General features: G+C 66.6%; 19 protein-coding genes. 8 read left to right on the forward strand and 11 right to left on the reverse strand.

All coding sequences use genetic code 11. The features are described 5' to 3' along the window. Positions 1-7: 7 nt before the first annotated feature. Both FHY06_RS04275 and ompR read right to left on the reverse strand, forming a co-directional pair. Positions 8-1,336 (reverse strand): ATP-binding protein, encoded by a 1,329-nt coding sequence (locus tag FHY06_RS04275; protein ID WP_184603554.1) that lies wholly within the window; start codon positions 1,334-1,336, stop codon positions 8-10. Then, positions 1,333-2,055: an osmolarity response regulator transcription factor OmpR gene (ompR, locus tag FHY06_RS04280; protein WP_184603556.1), complete on the reverse strand. Its 723-nt coding sequence runs from the start codon at positions 2,053-2,055 to the stop codon at positions 1,333-1,335. The genes FHY06_RS04275 and ompR overlap by 4 nt, the downstream gene beginning before the upstream one ends. A 193-nt stretch (positions 2,056-2,248) precedes the next feature. On the opposite strand from ompR, the gene FHY06_RS04285 reads away from it, so the two are divergent. The 4 genes from FHY06_RS04285 to FHY06_RS04300 are packed head-to-tail and all read left to right on the forward strand — an operon-like array spanning position 2,249 to position 4,740. Then, positions 2,249-2,692: a hypothetical protein gene (locus FHY06_RS04285; protein ID WP_184603559.1), complete on the forward strand. Its 444-nt coding sequence runs from the start codon at positions 2,249-2,251 to the stop codon at positions 2,690-2,692. 17 nt (positions 2,693-2,709) lie between these two features. Continuing rightward, a complete protein-coding gene (locus FHY06_RS04290) occupies positions 2,710-3,000 on the forward strand; it encodes an EF-hand domain-containing protein (RefSeq protein ID WP_184603561.1) in 291 nt (96 codons plus the stop codon). A 4-nt stretch (positions 3,001-3,004) separates the two neighbouring features. After that, positions 3,005-3,865: a sterol desaturase family protein gene (locus FHY06_RS04295; protein WP_184603563.1), complete on the forward strand. Its 861-nt coding sequence runs from the start codon at positions 3,005-3,007 to the stop codon at positions 3,863-3,865. A gap of 35 nt (positions 3,866-3,900) precedes the next feature. Continuing rightward, positions 3,901-4,740: an alpha/beta hydrolase gene (locus FHY06_RS04300; protein ID WP_221404094.1), complete on the forward strand. Its 840-nt coding sequence runs from the start codon at positions 3,901-3,903 to the stop codon at positions 4,738-4,740. Here FHY06_RS04300 and FHY06_RS04305 read toward each other — a convergent pair. Beyond that, positions 4,737-5,582 carry an NAD-dependent protein deacetylase gene (locus FHY06_RS04305; RefSeq protein WP_126181941.1) on the reverse strand — a complete coding sequence of 282 codons (846 nt, stop codon included), beginning with the start codon at positions 5,580-5,582 and terminating at the stop codon, positions 4,737-4,739. The genes FHY06_RS04300 and FHY06_RS04305 overlap by 4 nt on opposite strands. Before the next feature lie 69 nt (positions 5,583-5,651). On the opposite strand from FHY06_RS04305, the gene FHY06_RS04310 reads away from it, so the two are divergent. Continuing rightward, positions 5,652-6,641 carry a Bug family tripartite tricarboxylate transporter substrate binding protein gene (locus FHY06_RS04310; protein ID WP_260310011.1) on the forward strand — a complete coding sequence of 330 codons (990 nt, stop codon included), beginning with the start codon at positions 5,652-5,654 and terminating at the stop codon, positions 6,639-6,641. Positions 6,642-6,674: 33 nt separating this feature from the next. Here the strand turns inward: FHY06_RS04310 and FHY06_RS04315 are convergent, their stop codons facing one another. The 7 genes from FHY06_RS04315 to icd all read right to left on the reverse strand — a co-directional run bounded on the left by FHY06_RS04315 (position 6,675) and on the right by icd (position 15,172). Beyond that, a complete protein-coding gene (locus FHY06_RS04315; RefSeq protein ID WP_019652476.1) occupies positions 6,675-7,130 on the reverse strand; it encodes a DUF3574 domain-containing protein in 456 nt (151 codons plus the stop codon). Between the two features lie 27 nt (positions 7,131-7,157). Beyond that, positions 7,158-7,892 (reverse strand): CatB-related O-acetyltransferase, encoded by a 735-nt coding sequence (locus tag FHY06_RS34800; protein ID WP_184603565.1) that lies wholly within the window; start codon positions 7,890-7,892, stop codon positions 7,158-7,160. A 32-nt stretch (positions 7,893-7,924) separates the two neighbouring features. Further along, positions 7,925-9,364, reverse strand: a complete 1,440-nt coding sequence (gene sbcB, locus FHY06_RS04325; protein ID WP_184603566.1) for an exodeoxyribonuclease I — start codon at positions 9,362-9,364, stop codon at positions 7,925-7,927. Next, a complete protein-coding gene (gene cls, locus FHY06_RS04330; RefSeq protein WP_126181946.1) occupies positions 9,365-10,810 on the reverse strand; it encodes a cardiolipin synthase in 1,446 nt (481 codons plus the stop codon). Between the two features lie 104 nt (positions 10,811-10,914). Beyond that, positions 10,915-13,236, reverse strand: coding sequence for an ATP-dependent Clp protease ATP-binding subunit ClpA (gene clpA, locus FHY06_RS04335; RefSeq protein WP_019652472.1), 2,322 nt, complete (start codon positions 13,234-13,236; stop codon positions 10,915-10,917). A 67-nt stretch (positions 13,237-13,303) separates the two neighbouring features. Further along, the gene (gene clpS / locus FHY06_RS04340) at positions 13,304-13,663 is read right to left on the reverse strand and encodes an ATP-dependent Clp protease adapter ClpS (RefSeq protein WP_038113980.1); all 360 of its coding nucleotides are present in this window, start codon (positions 13,661-13,663) and stop codon (positions 13,304-13,306) included. Between the two features lie 249 nt (positions 13,664-13,912). Further along, the gene (icd, locus tag FHY06_RS04345; protein ID WP_019652470.1) at positions 13,913-15,172 is read right to left on the reverse strand and encodes an NADP-dependent isocitrate dehydrogenase; all 1,260 of its coding nucleotides are present in this window, start codon (positions 15,170-15,172) and stop codon (positions 13,913-13,915) included. A gap of 219 nt (positions 15,173-15,391) precedes the next feature. Between icd and FHY06_RS04350 the strand changes: the two genes are divergently transcribed. The 3 genes from FHY06_RS04350 to FHY06_RS04360 all read left to right on the forward strand — a co-directional run bounded on the left by FHY06_RS04350 (position 15,392) and on the right by FHY06_RS04360 (position 16,629). Next, positions 15,392-15,715, forward strand: a complete 324-nt coding sequence (locus FHY06_RS04350; RefSeq protein ID WP_019652469.1) for a hypothetical protein — start codon at positions 15,392-15,394, stop codon at positions 15,713-15,715. 153 nt (positions 15,716-15,868) lie between these two features. Beyond that, the gene (locus FHY06_RS04355; RefSeq protein WP_026346157.1) at positions 15,869-16,063 is read left to right on the forward strand and encodes a hypothetical protein; all 195 of its coding nucleotides are present in this window, start codon (positions 15,869-15,871) and stop codon (positions 16,061-16,063) included. 98 nt (positions 16,064-16,161) lie between these two features. After that, a complete protein-coding gene (locus FHY06_RS04360; protein ID WP_019652467.1) occupies positions 16,162-16,629 on the forward strand; it encodes a DUF192 domain-containing protein in 468 nt (155 codons plus the stop codon). Positions 16,630-16,699: 70 nt separating this feature from the next. On the opposite strand, the gene FHY06_RS04365 is transcribed toward FHY06_RS04360, so the two are convergent. Continuing rightward, positions 16,700-17,281, reverse strand: coding sequence for a superoxide dismutase (locus tag FHY06_RS04365; protein WP_019652466.1), 582 nt, complete (start codon positions 17,279-17,281; stop codon positions 16,700-16,702). Between the last annotated feature and the right edge of the window lie 10 nt (positions 17,282-17,291).

Below are 17,291 nucleotides of genomic sequence, written 5' to 3' on the forward strand. Positions count from 1 at the left end.
GCGAAGGCTACGTGCCGCCCGGCGCGATCTGCATCGGCAGGCGCAGCCGTGCATGCAGGCCGGCACCGGGCGGCGTCTCGAGTTCAAGCCGCCCGCCGTGCGCCTGCGCGATGCGCTGCACGATCGCCAGCCCCAGCCCCGCGCCGGCCACGCCGCCGCGCTCCGCACGACCGCGGCGAAAAGCCTGCCTGAGCGCGTCGGCCTCGCCGGGTTCGACGCCATCGCCGCCGTCGATGACCTCGACGACGATCTCGTCGCCATCCACGCGGGTCGACAGAACGACCGGAGGTCTGCCATGCCGCCAGGCGTTCTCGATCAGGTTGCCGATGGCGCGCCGCATGGCCTGTGGACGCAAGGCGACAGTGGGCACGTCGCCCAGTTGCAGGACCAGGGGGCGGCCATGGTCGGCACCGGCGGCAGCCAGCGAGCACGCCATGTCGTCCAGCGACGTCGCCGCCGGCTTCTCGTCCCCCTCGCCTCTCGCGAAATCGAGGAACTGGCCCACGATGGCGTCCATTTCCTCCACGCTGCGGGTCATGCTGCTCACGAGTTCGGGCTCCATGCGCTCGCGCAGTATTTCAACTCCCAGGCGTAGCTTGGTGAGCGGTGTGCGAAGGTCGTGGGAGATGCCGGCCAGCATCAAGGCGCGCTCGCGCTCGGTCTGGCGAAGGCTGCTGACCAGTTGATTGAAGCTGCGACTCACGGTTGCCACTTCGGTGGGGCCGTCTTCGGGCAACGGCACGGGCTCATGACCACCAGCCAGGGTCTGCGCGGCCTGCACCACGCGCACCAGCGGCCTGTTGAGCCGGCGCTGGAACCACAGCGCTCCTGCCAGGGCGAGCAGCGCGCTGCCTATCGACACCGCCACCAGCGCCCCCGTGAACTCGCGCGCCGGCAGCACACCGGGCATCACGATCCAGTGCTCGCTGCCGTCGACCATCAGCCGCAGCGCGAGGCCGCCGTCCTCCTCGCGGCGCCAGACGGCATCGACACCGAGGCTGGCGATGCGCGCCGACACCGAGCGCACGAAGCTGCGCTCCAGCGGCGTGAGCATCGGGCGCAGTCCTTCGCCTGCCCGCCTTGCGCGATCGGCCCGGCCAGCGAGCGCCTGGCGATTGAAGCCATCGACGAAGGCCGGCCGCTGCGCGGGCGGCAGCGCCAGCAGGCCGGAGCGGATCGCGTCGACGTTGCGCGCCACGCTTTCAGCGATCTGGTCCAGGCGGGGCTTGAGCACCATCTCGCGAAGCAGCAGCGCGCCGCCAAGCTGGCCCAGCACGATCAGCACGACGATCAGCAGCGCGTTACGCCCGAACAGGCTGCGGGGAAAGAGCCTCATGGCACGAACAGGTAGCCCACGCCCCAGACGGTGCGGATGTGGCGCGGCTGGGCGGAGTCAGCCTCGATCAGCTTGCGCAGCCGCATCACCTGCACGTCGATGCTGCGGTCGGTCGCCTCATGGTCACGGCCATGGGCCAGTTCGATCAGGCGCTCGCGGCCCAGGGGCCGATTGGCGTTGAGCGCCAGCGCCTGCAGCAGGGCGAACTCGCCGGTGGTCAGCGGAACGTTCTCCTTCGATCCGTCCGATTCGCGTTCGAGGCGCCGCTCTCCGACGTGCAGCGTGAACACGCCGAAGCGCACGCTTTCCTGCGAGGACGCGGGTCCGCCATGCGCACCCAGCATGCGCTGGCGGCGCACCAGCGCCTGAATGCGCGCCAGCAGTTCGCGCGGGTTGAAAGGCTTGGGCAGATAGTCGTCGGCGCCCATCTCGAGGCCGACGATACGGTCGACCGGGTCGCCGCGCGCGGTGAGCATCAGGATGGGAATGGTCTCGCCCTGGGCACGCAGCCGGCGGCACACGGCCAGCCCGTCCTCGCCCGGCATCATGACGTCCAGCACCAGTACGTCGAAGCGCTCGCGCGCCAGCAGCTTGTCGAGCGGCAGGGCGCTCTCGACGGTGCGCACGGCATAGCCCTGGTCGCCAAGGTAGCGCTGCAGCAACGCGCGCAGGTCGGCTTCGTCGTCGGCAATCAGGATGCGGGCCAGCGCTTCGGTCATGCGGCGGATCGTAACGGCGATCGCCCTGCCCGGTCGCGCGGGAAATCATGACAAACGATGACAAGGTCCGCAGGAGCGCTCACGGATTGTCATGAACGGGCCTGGCCGCGCCATGGATGGCTCACATCTCGCGGCCACAGTCACCGCAACGGCCCCGCGCGGTGCGGAGCCGGCACCGCAAGGAGTCCCGAACATGAAGCGCGTTCTTTCCCTGTCCACCTTCGCCGTGCTGGCCGGCGCCATGCTGGCATCCGGCTCGCCCGCCGATGCGGATGCGGCCAGCCGGCATGTGGTGCGGCCCAACTCGGCGGGTGGCGCCACCGCCACCAACACGCGAGCGGTACGCGGGCCCTACGGAGGCTACGCCGCACGCGCAGGCTCGACTTCCGTCAACCCCGACGGCTCGGCCAGCCACCGCAGCGGCTTTGCAGCAGCCGGCGCACGCGGCAGCGTGGAAAGCAGTGGCAGCGCGAGCCGCGACGCATCGGGCAACGTGACCCAGAGCCGCAGCACCACGGCCACCAGCGCCGTCACCGGCAACAGCGTGCAGAGCAGCACCAGCTACAGCAGCGGCAGCGGCCTGACGCACAGCGCCACCTGCTACAGCGCGGCCGGCGCGGTCATCCCCTGCCGTTGATGCTGGAGAGAAAAGCCATGAAGACATGCCACGTCCTCCTTCTGGCACTCGCGACGGCATCGTTCGCCGCCTGCGCCCAGACACCCGATGCAGGCCGCGCCGCGCAGATGCGCACCGAGCTGCACAAGCGTTTCGGCGCCGCAGACATCGACGCCGACGGGCGCCTCACCCGTGACGAAGCCCGCGGCAGGATGCCTTGGGTCTACCGCAATTTCGACGCCATCGACAGAGCCCGGGCGGGCAGCGTGACGACGGAGCAGATAGAGGCCTACGCCATGACCCAGCAACCCCGCGCACGGCAAAAATAGCACCATGGCCTTCGATTTGATCCGTGATTCGATGGGTCCCGCCATCGGCATCTGGCTGACCGGCCTGCTCGTCTTCGTGCTCGCGGCAGCCACGCTGGAAGGCCTGGTCCAGAGCTTCGTGCGGCGCCAGTCCTACGACTGGCGCGCCTATGGCGCCTCGCTCGCCGACGCGGTGGGCCGGCGAGCGGTCGACGCGCTGGGCCTGTCGATTGCTGCGCCGGTGCTGGCCTGGGCGCATGCGCACCGGGTCGACACCATTTCGCTGTCGACGCCGGCGGCCTTCGCACTGCTCTTCGTGGGGCAGGAGTTCTGCTACTACTGGTATCACCGCGCGGCGCACCGGGTGCGCTGGTTCTGGGCCACGCACGCGGTGCACCACTCGCCCAACGAACTCACGCTGGCCGCCGCACTGCGCCTTGGCTGGACAGGCAAGCTCACCGGCACCGCGCTGTTCTTCGCGCCACTCGTGTGGCTGGGCTTTCCGCCGGTGGCGGTGGTGGCAACCCTCGCCGCCAACCTGCTCTACCAGTTCTGGCTGCACGCACCGTGGATGCCTCGCCTGGGGCCGCTCGAATGGGTGCTGAACACGCCAGCGCACCACAAGGTGCACCATGCGTCGAACCCGGAATACCTCGACCGCAACTACGGCGGCGTGCTGATCGTGTTCGACAGGATGTTCGGCACCTTCGCACAGGAAAGAGGCGACGTGCAGCTGCGCTATGGGCTGACCACGCCGCTGCTCACGCACAACCCGCTGCGCATCGCATTCCACGAATGGGCGAACCTGGGCCGCGACCTCTGGCGAGCCAAGGGGTGGCGCGCGAAAATCTCTGCCCTTTTCGGTCCCCCGGGAGCCCTGTCATGACTCGTTTGTTGCGGATCTGCGCAGCCTGGCTGTGCATGACGGCTTTCTTGCCCGCGACGGCGCAGCCGTCCGGTTCGCCTGTCGCACAGCCGGACGTGCGCCTGCTGGCCGACCAGCCCTACGGCCCCGATCCGCGCCAGCGCATGGATGTCTACCTGCCGCCGAAGATGCAGCAAGGTGCCCCGATGCTCGTGATGGTCCACGGCGGTGCCTGGATGTTCGGCGACAAGGCGGCCGCATCGGTGGTCGACCGGAAAGTCGAGCACTGGGTGCGCGAGCAGGGATTCATCCTGGTCTCGGTGAGCTATCGCTTCGTGCCGCAGGTCGACGTGATGCAGCAGGCGCAGGACGTCGCACGTGCCGTCGCCACTGCGCAGGCGAACGCGCCTTCGTGGGGCGGTGATGCCGGCCGCATCGTGCTCATGGGCCACTCGGCCGGCGCGCATCTCGCGGCGCTGGTCAGCGCATCGCCTTCCATTGCCCGCCAGCAAGGCGCCCGCCCCTGGCTCGGCACCGTGGCACTCGACAGTGCGGCGCTCGATACGGCCGAACTGATGCAGCGCCGGCACATGCCCTTCTACGACCGCGTGTTCGGCGGCGATCCGGCCTTCTGGCGCAGCGTGTCGCCCACCGACGCACTGGCTTCCGGCGCGCCGCCGATGCTGCTGGTGTGCTCGACCCAGCGCCGCGATGGCTCCTGCGCTCAGGCGAGGCAGTTCGCGGCGCGCATCGCGGCGACAGGCGGCCGTGCCGAGGTGGCGCCGGAAGATCTCTCGCACGCGCAGATCAACGCCGAGCTGGGGCTGCCGGGCGCCTACACCACCACAGTGGATGCCTTCGTCCGCTCGCTGCTCAAGGCATCGGGCCGAAGCTAGGCGAGCTCCTGCGCCAGCGCCGTCAGCGCCTCGCCGACCGGGCGCTCGACCTTCAGCGAAAGCAGCGGATCTGCCCGGGTGCGCCCCAGGTTGACCGCCGCCACCGGCTTGCCCGCCGCGGCGGCCGCCTGCACGAAGCGGAAGCCCGAATAGACCATCAGCGACGAACCGGCCACGAGCACCGCATCGGCCTCCTCCAGCGCGGCGAAGGCGGCGGTGACGCGCTCCTTCGGCACGCTTTCACCGAAGAACACCACGTCGGGCTTGAGCAGGCCGCCGCAGTGCGGACAGGCCGGCACGTCGAAGTCGGAGAAATCACGGCCGTCGAGGTCGGCGTCGCCGTCGGGCGCGGCGCGGGCTTCCAGCTCGGCCCAGCGCGGATTGCGTCGCCGCAGTTCGAGCTGCAGCTCTGCGCGCGGCGTGCGCCGCTCGCAGCCCATGCAGCGCACGGTGTCGATGCGCCCGTGCAGGTCGATGGCACCGCGGCTGCCGGCAGCCTCGTGCAGGCCGTCGACGTTCTGCGTGAGCAGCAGGCCGACGCGGCCCGCCTCGCCCAGCCGCGCCAGTGCGTGGTGCGCAGCACCCGGGCGGGCACCCGCCATCGTCGGCCAGCCGATCAGGCTGCGCGCCCAGTAGCGCTTGCGCGTGGATTCCTCACCCATGAAGGCCTGGTAGGTGACCGGCGACGGACGTTTCCATTCGCCATCGACGTCGCGGTAGTCGGGAATGCCCGATTCGGTGCTGCAGCCCGCGCCGGTGAGCACGAAGAGCTTGCGGTGGCGCGTGGCGAAGTCGGCGAGCCCGGCGTAGGCAGCAGGGTTGGCGGCGAGGTTGGCGGACATGCGGCGAGCATAAGTCGGCGGCCCGATTCCTGCTAAAGCCATGGCTCTTGCCCGTCGCCGGAGAACGCCATGAACCACCACTCAAGCCCCCATCGCCCTACGCGGCGCGCTGCGATGCAGATCCTTGCCGCAGGCCTCGTCGGCGCAGCCCTGCCCGCCTTCGCCCAATGGCCCGACCGGGCCATCAAGATCATCGTGACCTTCCCGCCCGGCGGCTCCAGCGACGTGCTCGCCCGCGTGATGGCGGAACAGCTCGCGAAGAAGCTGGGGCAGCCCGTGGTGGTCGACAACAAGCCCGGCGCGGGCGGCACCATCGGCGGCGCGCTGGTGGCGTCCTCACCGGCCGACGGCTACACGCTGATGCTGTCGAACACCACGCCGATCGCGCTCGGCCCATTCACGCTCGACAAGCTGCCCTACGACCCCGTCACGGGCTTCACCCATGTCGCCTACCTCGGGGCGGCGCCGCTGGTGATCATGGCGAGCAAGGGCTCCGGCCTCAAGACCTTCGCCGACTTCGAGGCGCTGGCGCGCAAGGAAGGCCGCATCGACTTCGGCTCGGGCGGGCCCGGGTCCATCGGGCACGTCCACGGCGAGCTGCTGAAGAAGATCACCGGGATCAACATGGTGCACGTGCCCTATCGCGGCGGTGCGCCGATGAGCACCGACCTCATCGCCAACACCATCCCGGTGGGCATCGACGTCATCACCTCGTACGTTCCCTTCTTCAAGAGCGGCCAGCTGGTGCCGCTGGCCGTGACGGGCACGCAGCGTTCGCCGCTGATGCCGGAGGTGCCGACGATGGTCGAGCTGCGTCAGCCGAAGCTGGTGCTGGAGAACTTCTTCGGCCTCTCGGGGCCGGCCAAGCTGCCGCCGGACGTGGTGGCGCGCCTCAATGCCGCATGCAACGAGGTGCTGGCCATGCCCGATATCCAGAAGAAGCTGACCGAGTTGGGCATCGTCGCGAAACCGGAGTCGGTGGCCGTGTTCAACGGCTTCGTGAAGGAGCAGGTCGAAGTGCTCGGGCCGACGGTCAAGGGTGCCGGCATCAAGCTGTAGCCTCGCGGCCGCTCGGGCGGCCCACAGAACCCTTCAGAAGCGGACGCAGACGGCCTGCCTCTCCTGCAGCACCGCCTCCTGTGCGAATCGCTGGCGGTAGCTGCCGACTATGGTTGCGATGGCCGCGTCGTCCTTCTCGCTGCGGGCGTGCAGCAGCACCACCAGCTTGGAGCGCTCGCGCACGACCTCGCCGGACATGCCGCGCCACTGGCCCGCCGCGTCGATCACCGTGAGCCCCTGGGGAAAGGCCGGTGTCACCGCGCTGTCCAAGAAGGCGGTCCATTCGGCATCGGAGACCTGGCCACCCGAGGGAATGGCACGGCCGAAGTACAGCGTGTCGCGCTCGAAGGCCTCGAAGCCGCTTGCGCAGGCGTTCGCGCCAACAGGCGCGGGCGGCAGGCTCCCGCACCCGGCGAGCGCGATCGCCGCCGCGGCGGCCGCCAGCGCGGCACGGCCGGGAGAAAGGATGGTTGCCGTCGTCGTTGTCATGCAAACACCTCGGTGCGTCGACCTCACTCAGCCCGGCAGCAGGACCAGCGGCGCCGGCTGACCCTCGCCCGGCGGCTGGCCGCGGTCGAGCAGCCTCCAGCCGGGATTCCAGCGCGAAAGGCGGTTCTCGGCAACGGCCTCCTCCAGCATCGACTGGGCAGCGTCCGGGTGCTGCCAGTCGAGCGCCAGCGCGCGCAGGTCCCAGTCCCACCAGGGGCAGGCAAGGATGCGCTCCACCAGCGCATCCGGAAAACGCCGGCGGATGACCCGCGCGGGCACGCCGCCCACCACGGTGAACGGCTCCACATCGTGCGTCACCACGGCGCCCGCGCCGATCACCGCGCCGTCGCCGATGGTGATGCCGCTCTTGAGGCTCACGCGCGAGCCGATCCACACGTCGTTGCCGATGGTCACCGGCGAGTGCGAAGCGAACTGCCCGACGGACTGGTGCCGGTAGGGCTCCGGAAAATTCGGCGCGTAGGCCAGCATGTGCGTGGTGAACCAGTCGGCCGGATGGTCGGACAGGGTCTGCACGCCGTCGCCGATCGAGCAATAGCGCCCCATGCGAACGTCGACGAGCAGCACGCCGGGCGAGATGCTCGAATAGGCGCCGATGGAGCAGCTGGCATGCAGCTGCGCCGAATGCCAGATGCGCACCGGCGTCTCGAAGCGCAACGGCGTCGGCAGCAGGCAGCCTTCGGAGAGGAAGAGCCCGTAGCTTTCGAGCCCCTTCGACAGTTCCGCGTTGATCGTCAGGCTCATGGGCTGGGCGCTCCGCTGTGTCGTTGCGTCGATCAGGCCTCGGGCGCGATGGCCTCGGCGTATTCGTAGAGCGCGCCGAGGATCTCCTCCCCGCGCTCGTCGGCGTTCTCGGAGAGCGCGTCGACCTCGCTGAACAGCATCTCGATGGTGCGTGCGCCGCCCTCGCCCTTGAAGAGCCTGGCGACGCGCAGCGCTTCCCAACGCTCGGTCTCGTCCTCGTTCAGCAGTTCGGGCCAGTTGCGGGCGCGGTAGCGGAAGAGGAGCTCTTCGAGCCGGCCGTCGTCGAAGCCGGTGCGGTCCTTGGCCAGTTCCTCGGGCGAGAGGCCGCGCAACTGGTTCAGGCGCCGCCGGTCGGCATTGCCGACGAAGCCGCCGTACAGGTCCTCGTCGACGTCGGGCGCGGCCTCCTTGGGGCGGGCATATACCTGCGACCAGATCGCGCTCATGTCGGGCAGGTCGCGCGCGATGGCCGCGTGGCGCATCGCCGCCTCCAGGTCGACGCCCCAGCGCTCGGCCATGGGCGCCGCGAGCGTGCGCAGGTTGCCGACGACCATCGGCGACTTGTTGAGGTGCACGCCCTTGACCGGCAGGCGCACCACGCCCTCCGGCAGGTCGGCGGTGCGGGTGAATAGGCGCAGCCGCAGCGTCTCGACGTCGATGTCGCGCAGTTCGCTCGGGTCGTGGGCCAGGTCCCAGGCCAACAGCTCGTTCTTGTTGGTGGGATGGCTCGCCAGCGGCCACATCACGGCGAGGCAGCCGCGCTCGACCGGGAACATGCCCGAGACATGCAGGAAGGGCTTCGCGGTCTCGCGCGTCGCGGGCAGGCCGAGTTCGGTGGCGACGCGGTCCTTCCTGTGCAGGCCGAAGGCGAAGTCGAACAGCTTGGGCTGCTTGCTGCGGATGAGGCGGGCCAGCGCGATGGTGGCGCGCACGTCGGACAAGGCATCATGTGCCGACTCGTGGAGCAGGCCGTTGGCGCGCGCCAGGTCTTCGAGCTTGAAGCTGGGCTTGCCGTCTTCCTTCTTCGGCCACTCGATGCCGTCGGGCCGCAGCGCATAGGTGAGGCGCACCACGTCGAGCAGGTCCCAGCGGCCGCATTCGTTCTGCCATTCGCGGGCGTACGGATCGATCAGGTTGCGCCAGAAGAGGAAGCGCGTGACCTCGTCGTCGAAGCGGATGGTGTTGTAGCCCACGCCGATGGTGCCGGGCTGCGAGAAGGCGCGCTCGATCTGCGCGGCGAACTCATGCTCGGGAACGCCACGCTCCAGGCACAGCTGCGGCGTGATGCCGGTGATCAGGCAGGCTTCGGGGCTGGGCAGGTAGTCCGGCGCGGGCTTGCAGTAGATCATCAGCGGCTCGCCGACCTCGTTGAGCTCCGCGTCGGTGCGCACGGCCGCGAACTGCGACGGACGGTCGCGGCGCGGCACCGCGCCGAAGGTTTCGTAGTCGTGCCAGAGAAAAGTGTGGTTCATTCAGAGCAGGGGTGAAAACAGGCGCGCGATGGCGTCGCCGAGGCGGCGCCAGAAACCCTGGCGCCGGTTGGCGCGCACCGCGCCGGAACTGTGCAGGTCGGTCTCGAACTGCGCCGCCAGCGGACGCGTCAGCTCGGGGCCGTAAACCACCGCGCTGACCTCGAAGTTGAGGCGGAAGCTGCGGTTGTCGAAGTTGGCGGTGCCGATCATCGCGCAATGATCGTCCACCACCAGGGTCTTGGAATGCAGCATGCGCGCCTTGTACTCCCATACCTTCACGCCGGCAGCGATCAGCTCGTCGAAGTACGACCGCGCGGCGGCGCTCACGACGGCCGAGTCGCTGCGGCGCGGCACCAGCAGGCGCACGTCGACGCCGCGCAGCGCAGCGCTCGTGAGCGCCATCAGTGCCGGCTCGCCGGGCACGAAGTACGGCGTGGTGAGCCAGGCTCGGTGCGTGGCCGAATGGATGGCCTCGACGTGCATGCGGTGTATGGCTTCCATCGGACTGTCGGGGCCGCTCGTGACGATCTGTACCGGAATGTGGCCGGCCTCCAGCTGCGGCAGCATGTCGTTGAGCGCGTCGTCCATGCCGCGCGGGTCTTCGCCGGTGGCGTAGGTCCAGTCTTCAAGGAAGGTGGTCTGCAGCCAGCGCACGGCACTGCCTTCGATGCGCAGGTGCACGTCGTGGTAGGCGTCGGGGTTGGTGCGCTTGTCTTCCTCGTCGGTGATGTTCACGCCGCCGGTGAAGCCGACACGGCCGTCGCACACCACGATCTTGCGGTGGGTGCGGTAGTTGGTCACTGGGCGCAGGCGCCGGCCGATCTTGGTGTCATGGAAGAGCGCCACCTTGATGCCGGCCTCCAGCATCGGCGCCATGAACTTGCGGCCGATGCGCTTGGAGCCCAGCGCATCGATCAGCAGGCGCACCGTGACGCCCTCTCTCGCACGCTCGATGAGCAGGTCGCGCAGCGCGGTGCCGATGCGGTCTGGCTCGAAGATGTAGTACTCGAGGTGGATGTGGTCCTGCGCGGCGCGAACGGCATCGAAGATCGCATCGAAGGTGCGTGCGCCGCCCGAGAGCAGCTCGACGTCGAGCGCGCTCGACACCGGCAGCCCGCAGGTCGCGGTGCCGAGCTTGGCCATCTGCTGCAGCGCGGGCGGCGCGTTCTGAGCCGCGTCGCGCAGCCTTGCCAGGTCGGCCTGCGAGGAGGCGCTGGCGCGGCTGCGCAGGCGCTTCAGGCGCTGCTTCTTCAGCCGCTGCGGCCCGAGGAAGTAATAGACGACGAACCCCGCGAACGGCAGCAGCGCCAGTGAGAGGATCCAGCTCATCGTCGACACCGGCGCGCGCTTCTGCATCACGATCCAGACCGACAGCACCGCGATGTAGCCGCTCCACGCGAGGGAGAGGCCGGTTTTCCATTCGTTGCTGAGTTCGGGGAGGATCAAGGCGGGAAGGCGGCTGGGACGGCGATTCGATATGGACGGGCCCAAAGAAAAAGGCCGGTAGCGATGCTACCGGCCTTTGGCTTCATTTCAGGAACCGCAAGCGATCAGCCTGCCGCTGCTTCCTCGGCTTCAGGCTTCGACTTGCCTTCCTTCTTCGGAAGCGGCTGGATGTCCAGCAGCACTTCGTCCTTGTCGTCGAGATCGACTTCGAGGCGTCCACCGTCGGTGAGGCGTCCGAACAGCAGCTCGTCGGCCAGTGCACGACGGATAGTGTCCTGGATCAGACGCTGCATCGGCCGTGCGCCCATCAGCGGATCGAAGCCCTTCTTCGCCAGGTGCTTGCGCAGCTTGTCGCTGAAGGTGACTTCCACCTTCTTCTCGCTGAGCTGGGTTTCCAGCTGCAGCAGGAACTTGTCGACCACGCGCAGGATGACCTGTTCGTCGAGCGCCTTGAAGTTGACGATGGCGTCCAGCCGGTTGCGGAACTCGGGCGAGAACAAGCGCTTGATGTCGCCCATCTCGTCGCCGGCCTGCCTCGGGTTGGTGAAGCCGATGGTCGCCTTGTTCATGGTCTCGGCACCCGCGTTCGTCGTCATGATGATGATGACGTTGCGGAAGTCGGCCTTGCGCCCGTTGTTGTCGGTCAGCGTGCCATGGTCCATGACCTGCAGCAGCACGTTGAAGATGTCCGGATGCGCCTTCTCGATTTCGTCGAGCAGCAGCACCGCGTGCGGCTTCTTCGTGATGGCTTCGGTCAGCAGACCGCCCTGGTCGAACCCGACATAGCCCGGAGGCGCGCCGATCAGGCGGCTCACCGCGTGCCGTTCCATGTATTCCGACATGTCGAAGCGGATCAGCTCGATGCCCATGATGTAGGCGAGCTGCTTCGCGGCTTCGGTCTTGCCGACACCGGTGGGACCGGAGAACAGGAACGAGCCAATCGGCTTGTCGCCCTTGCCCAGGCCCGAGCGAGCCATCTTGACCGCCGAGGCGAGCACTTCGAGCGCCTTGTCCTGGCCGAACACCACGCTCTTGAGGTCGCGCTCGATGGTCTGCAGCTTGCTGCGGTCGTCATTGCTGACGTTGGCAGGGGGAATGCGCGCGATCTTCGCGACGATTTCCTCGACTTCGCTCTTGCTGATGGTCTTCTTGCGCTTGCTCGGCGGCAGGATGCGCTGGGCAGCGCCGGCCTCGTCGATGACGTCGATCGCCTTGTCGGGCAGGTGACGGTCATTGATGTACTTGGCGCTGAGCTCGGCCGCAGCCTGCAGGGCCGCCACGGCGTACTTCACGCCATGGTGCTCCTCGAAGCGCGACTTCAGCCCCTTCAGGATGTCGACGGTCTCCTGCACCGACGGCTCGACCACGTCGACCTTCTGGAAACGACGCGACAGGGCCGCATCCTTTTCGAAGATGCCGCGGTACTCCGTGAAGGTGGTCGCGCCGATGCACTTGAGCTGGCCGCTGGAAAGCGCCGGCTTGAGCAGGTTCGACGCATCGAGCGTGCCGCCCGAGGCTGCGCCCGCACCGATCAGGGTGTGGATCTCGTCGATGAAGAGGATGGCGTTCGGCTTGTCCTTGAGCGACTTGAGCACGCCCTTGAGGCGCTGCTCGAAATCACCGCGGTACTTGGTGCCGGCCAGCAGCGCGCCCATGTCGAGCGAGAACACGTTCGACTCGGCCAGGATCTCCGGCACGTCGCCTTGCGTGATGCGCCATGCGAGGCCCTCGGCGATCGCGGTCTTGCCCACGCCGGCCTCGCCGACCAGCAGCGGGTTGTTCTTGCGCCGACGGCACAGGATCTGGATGACGCGCTCGACCTCGTACTCGCGGCCGATCAGCGGATCGATCTTGCCGTCCTTGGCCATCTGGTTGAGGTTCTGGGTGAACTGCTCGAGCGGCGAAGCCTTCTCGTTGCGCTCGCCGCCGCCCTCCTCGCCTTCACCCGAGGGAGCTTCGCCGCTGCCCTTGACGGCTTCCGGCGGATCGCTCTTCTTGATGCCGTGGGCGATGAAGTTCACCACGTCGAGGCGGGTGACGCCCTGCTGGTGCAGGTAGTACACGGCGTGCGAATCCTTCTCACCGAAGATCGCAACCAGCACGTTGGCGCCGGTGACTTCCTTCTTGCCGTTTCCGGTGGACTGCACATGCATGATGGCGCGCTGGATCACGCGCTGGAAACCCAGGGTGGGCTGGGTGTCGACATCGTCGGTACCCGCCACCTGGGGGGTGTTGTCCTTGATGAAGTTGGTGAGCGACGCCCGCAGGTCGTCGACGTTGGCCGAGCAGGCGCGCAGAACTTCCGCGGCACTCGGGTTGTCCAGCAAAGCGAGCAGCAGATGCTCCACGGTGATGAACTCGTGGCGCTGCTGCCGGGCCTCGACGAAGGCCATGTGCAAGCTGACTTCCAGTTCCTGGGCAATCATGTGATTTCCTTTTGCCTTGCTGTAAATAAGTTCTCAGATGGGTTGGAGCTTGCGCAATTCAACTGGTTCATGCAACAGGTTCGCTGATGCATTGGAGCGGATGCCCCGCCTGCTGGGCGGCCTCCATGACCTGATTGACCTTGGTGGCCGCCATATCGCGGGAATAAACCCCACAGACGCCCCGGCCATCGAGGTGGATCTTGAGCATGATCTGGGTAGCGGTTTCGCGATCCTTGCTGAAATATTCCTGCAGCACGACGATCACGAACTCCATCGGCGTGTAGTCGTCGTTGAGCATCACCACCTGGTACATCTGCGGCGGCGCGGTTCTTTGCGGCCGGCGCTCGATGACCACCGAATCTCCGTCGTCCCCGGCCGGTTTCTGCGCCGGCGGAGTGCCTGGAGTCTTTGGAATTCTCGTTGCCATGAAAATCATTCTATAGAGCGTGCAAGCGCCGTGCCGAGCAAAAAAACGTGGTGGCGCCTATCCGACAATTCAAGGGGTTTGCGGCGCTTGCGACAGTGTTCCCCCAAGGCGGCGCCGCGAAGAGTTTTAGGCAAAAAATCCGGCGAAACCCCGATTGAAGACGCAATAAAAAGCCCTTGAATTCCTTCCGGAAGTTCAAGGGCCCGCCGTGTACGGCCACGACGCCCGCGGCGCCGGGACGCGCAGCAATTACATGTTGTCGATCATCACCTGGCCGAAGCCCGAGCAGCTCACCTGTGTCGCACCCTCCATCAGGCGGGCGAAGTCATAGGTGACCTTCTTGCTGGCGATGGACTTCTCCATCGAGCTGATGATCAGGTCGGCGGCTTCCTTCCAGCCCATGTGGCGCAGCATCATTTCGGCCGAGAGGATCTCGGAACCGGGGTTCACGTAGTCCTTGCCGGCGTACTTGGGGGCCGTGCCATGGGTGGCCTCGAACATCGCGACGGTGTCGCTCATGTTCGCACCCGGGGCGATGCCGATGCCGCCGACCTGGGCCGCCAGGGCGTCGGACACGTAGTCGCCATTGAGGTTGAGCGTGGCGATCACGCTGTATTCGGCGGGACGCAGCAGGATCTGTTGCAGGAAGGCATCGGCGATGCTGTCCTTGACGGTGATTTCCTTGCCCGTCTTCGGGTTCTTGAACTTCATCCACGGGCCGCCGTCGATCAGTTCCGCACCGAACTCCTTCGCGGCCAGGCCGTAGCCCCAGTCGCGGAAGCTGCCTTCGGTGAACTTCATGATGTTGCCCTTGTGCACCAGGGTGACGCTGGGCTTGTCGTTGTCGATGGCGTATTGCAGCGCCTTGCGCACGAGGCGCTCCGTGCCTTCGCGCGACACCGGCTTGACACCAAGGCCCGAGGTCTCGGGGAAGCGGATCTTCTTGACCCCCATCTCTTCCTGCAGGAACTTGATGAGCTTCTTCGCCTTCTCGCTTTCGGCCTCGAACTCGATGCCGGCATAGATGTCCTCCGAGTTCTCGCGGAAGATCACCATGTTGGTCTTGTGCGGCTCGCGCACCGGGCTTGGAACGCCTTCGAAATACTGGATGGGGCGCAGGCACACGTAGAGGTCGAGCTCCTGGCGCAGCGCCACGTTCAGCGACCGGATGCCGCCGCCGACCGGCGTGGTCAGCGGGCCCTTGATGGAAACCACGTAGTCGCGCACGGCTTGCAGCGTTTCCTCGGGGAGCCAGACATCGGGGCCATAGACCTTGGTCGACTTCTCGCCGGCGTAGACCTCCATCCAGTGGATCTTCTTCTTGCCGCCGTAGGCCTTGGCCACCGCGGCATCCACCACCTTCAGCATCACCGGAGTGATATCGAGTCCGGTGCCGTCACCCTCGATGAAAGGAATGATCGGTTGGTCAGGCACATTGAGAGAGTTGTCGGCGTTGACCGTGATCTTCTGGCCTTCGGTCGGGACTTTGATGTGCTGATAACTGGTCATGAAGGGAGGCGGCTCCGGGATTGACGTACTTTTGACAACTGTCAGCGAATTCAGACACGGCGCGCATTCCGCTGTACAGCCGGCGAACAAATCGCTGTACATTTTAGACGCAACCCATCAGCAAGCGTTTGTCAACCGACGGCCCGACGGCGTCGTTAGTGGCTGACCTTCTGCTCGCCGGGAGGCGTTTCCAACCAATTCTCGATAGAGGAATCATCAATGAGCAAAATTCTCGCAGTCATGATCGCCGGCCTGTTCGCCGCTGGCGCTTACGCCCAGAACCCGGCCGGCACGACGCCCGAGCAAGGCAACGCCACAAACAGCAAGTCGCAGCAACGCGCCGAAGCCAAGAAGGCTGCCAAGCCCGCTGGCCAGGTCAAGGCTCCGGCCGGCGACGAAGCCAAGACCCCCGAAGGCGGCGCCATCGGTGCCGACAAGGCTGCAGCCTCCGGCGAGAAGCGCGCTGAAACCCGCGACCAGCGTCGTCGCAACAAGGACGGCAGCATCAAGCGCAAGTCGACCCAAGGCGGCACCCCGAAGTAATTCGGCCTGCCCCGCAAAAGAAGCGCTCTTCGGAGCGCTTTTTTTTCGCTTGAGGTGTCCACGTTGGTGTCAACCGTGCGCAGTGGCCTCCGTTGAATGTCTACCTTCCGCAGGGAGGGCAATCCAGATCAACGAATTTCAAAGGATATGTTCATGAACAAGCTGCTCGCAGCCCTGGTCGCCGGTCTCTTCGCAGTCGGCGCTTTCGCTCAACAAGCCGAACCCGCTCCGGCTGCTCCCGCTCCCGCCAAGGCTGCCAAGCACGCTTCGGCCAAGAAGCACGCAGCCAAGAAGCACAAGGTTCGCCACGTGGCCAAGGCCCACACGGCCGCTGCCAAGAAGGTGTAAGCTTCCACGCTCACCGGCAATGCCCGCATCAGCGGGCATTTTTATTGGCATTTTTAAATCGAGGCCGGGCCCTGGCCCCGCCCTGAAAGAGTCGTCCGATGCTCAAGCGTCTCGCCGTACTGCTTCCCCTGCTCCTCGCATCCGCATCGTTCATGGTGCCGGCCCATGCCCAGCAGCAACCCCAGACCGATCTGCCGCGTACGCAACTGTCGATCGGGCTCTACAAGATCGACGCGCAGGTCGCGCAGACTCCGCTGCAACGTGAAATCGGACTGATGTTCCGCAAGGAAATGCCCCAGGCCGAGGGCATGATCTTCGTGTTCGAGCAGCCTGCGACGCAATGCTTCTGGATGCGCAACACGATCCTGCCGCTGACCGCCGCGTTCGTGGCAGACGACGGCCGCATCGTGAATCTGGCGGACATGCAGCCCATGACCGAGAACACGCATTGCTCGCAGGAGCCGGTGCGCTACGTGCTTGAAATGAACCAGGGATGGTTCGCCAAGAAGAACATCAAGAAGGGCGCGAAGATCGGCGGGGAGCTGTTCGCGGCCGGCAAACGATGAGTGTCTGCCGTCCATAGCCAACAAAAAGCCGACCCAAGGTCGGCTTTTTCGTTTTCGGCAGAACGGGGGATCAGCCGAAGTTCTTGGCGGCGAAGTCCCAATTGACCAGCTTGGCCAGGAAGGTCTCGACGAACTTCGGACGCAGGTTGCGGTAGTCGATGTAGTAGGCGTGCTCCCAGACGTCCACCGTCAGCAGCGCGGTGTCTGCAGTCGTCAGCGGCGTGCCGGCTGCGCCCGTGTTCACGATGTCCACCGAACCGTCGGCCTTCTTCACCAGCCAGGTCCAGCCCGAGCCGAAGTTGCCCACGGCCGACTTCACGAAGGCTTCCTTGAAGGCGTCGTAGCTGCCCCACTTGGCTTCGATGGCCTTGGCCAGCGCGCCGGTGGGAGCGCCGCCGCCTTGCGGCTTCATGCAGTTCCAGAAGAAGGTGTGGTTCCAGATCTGCGCGGCGTTGTTGTAGATGCCGCCGCTGGACTTCTTGACGATCTCCTCGAGCGTCATCGACTCGAATTCGGTGCCCTTCTGCAGGTTGTTGAGGTTCACCACGTAGGCGTTGTGGTGCTTGCCGTAGTGGTACTCGAGGGTTTCCTTCGAATACTCGGGTGCCAGTGCGTCCAGGGCGTACGGCAGGGGTGGGAGCACATGTTCCATGGTTTTTTAC

This window comes from Variovorax atrisoli (assembly GCF_014195185.1).
GTDB lineage: Bacteria > Pseudomonadota > Gammaproteobacteria > Burkholderiales > Burkholderiaceae_C > Variovorax > Variovorax atrisoli.

Coding starts and splice junctions, on each gene's coding strand:
- FHY06_RS04355 (WP_026346157.1), top strand. CDS start 15,869: ATGAACAAGCTGCTCGCAGCCCTGGTCGCCGGTCTCTTCGCAGTCGGC.
- FHY06_RS04290 (WP_184603561.1), top strand. CDS start 2,710: ATGAAGACATGCCACGTCCTCCTTCTGGCACTCGCGACGGCATCGTTC.
- clpS (WP_038113980.1), bottom strand. CDS start 13,663: ATGGCAACGAGAATTCCAAAGACTCCAGGCACTCCGCCGGCGCAGAAA.
- FHY06_RS04275 (WP_184603554.1), bottom strand. CDS start 1,336: ATGAGGCTCTTTCCCCGCAGCCTGTTCGGGCGTAACGCGCTGCTGATC.
- FHY06_RS04350 (WP_019652469.1), top strand. CDS start 15,392: ATGAGCAAAATTCTCGCAGTCATGATCGCCGGCCTGTTCGCCGCTGGC.
- FHY06_RS04360 (WP_019652467.1), top strand. CDS start 16,162: ATGCTCAAGCGTCTCGCCGTACTGCTTCCCCTGCTCCTCGCATCCGCA.
- FHY06_RS04300 (WP_221404094.1), top strand. CDS start 3,901: ATGACGGCTTTCTTGCCCGCGACGGCGCAGCCGTCCGGTTCGCCTGTC.
- icd (WP_019652470.1), bottom strand. CDS start 15,172: ATGACCAGTTATCAGCACATCAAAGTCCCGACCGAAGGCCAGAAGATC.
- FHY06_RS04285 (WP_184603559.1), top strand. CDS start 2,249: ATGAAGCGCGTTCTTTCCCTGTCCACCTTCGCCGTGCTGGCCGGCGCC.
- FHY06_RS04365 (WP_019652466.1), bottom strand. CDS start 17,281: ATGGAACATGTGCTCCCACCCCTGCCGTACGCCCTGGACGCACTGGCA.
- clpA (WP_019652472.1), bottom strand. CDS start 13,236: ATGATTGCCCAGGAACTGGAAGTCAGCTTGCACATGGCCTTCGTCGAG.
- FHY06_RS34800 (WP_184603565.1), bottom strand. CDS start 7,892: ATGAGCCTGACGATCAACGCGGAACTGTCGAAGGGGCTCGAAAGCTAC.
- ompR (WP_184603556.1), bottom strand. CDS start 2,055: ATGACCGAAGCGCTGGCCCGCATCCTGATTGCCGACGACGAAGCCGAC.
- FHY06_RS04305 (WP_126181941.1), bottom strand. CDS start 5,582: ATGTCCGCCAACCTCGCCGCCAACCCTGCTGCCTACGCCGGGCTCGCC.
- sbcB (WP_184603566.1), bottom strand. CDS start 9,364: ATGAACCACACTTTTCTCTGGCACGACTACGAAACCTTCGGCGCGGTG.
- FHY06_RS04295 (WP_184603563.1), top strand. CDS start 3,005: ATGGCCTTCGATTTGATCCGTGATTCGATGGGTCCCGCCATCGGCATC.
- FHY06_RS04310 (WP_260310011.1), top strand. CDS start 5,652: ATGAACCACCACTCAAGCCCCCATCGCCCTACGCGGCGCGCTGCGATG.
- FHY06_RS04315 (WP_019652476.1), bottom strand. CDS start 7,130: ATGACAACGACGACGGCAACCATCCTTTCTCCCGGCCGTGCCGCGCTG.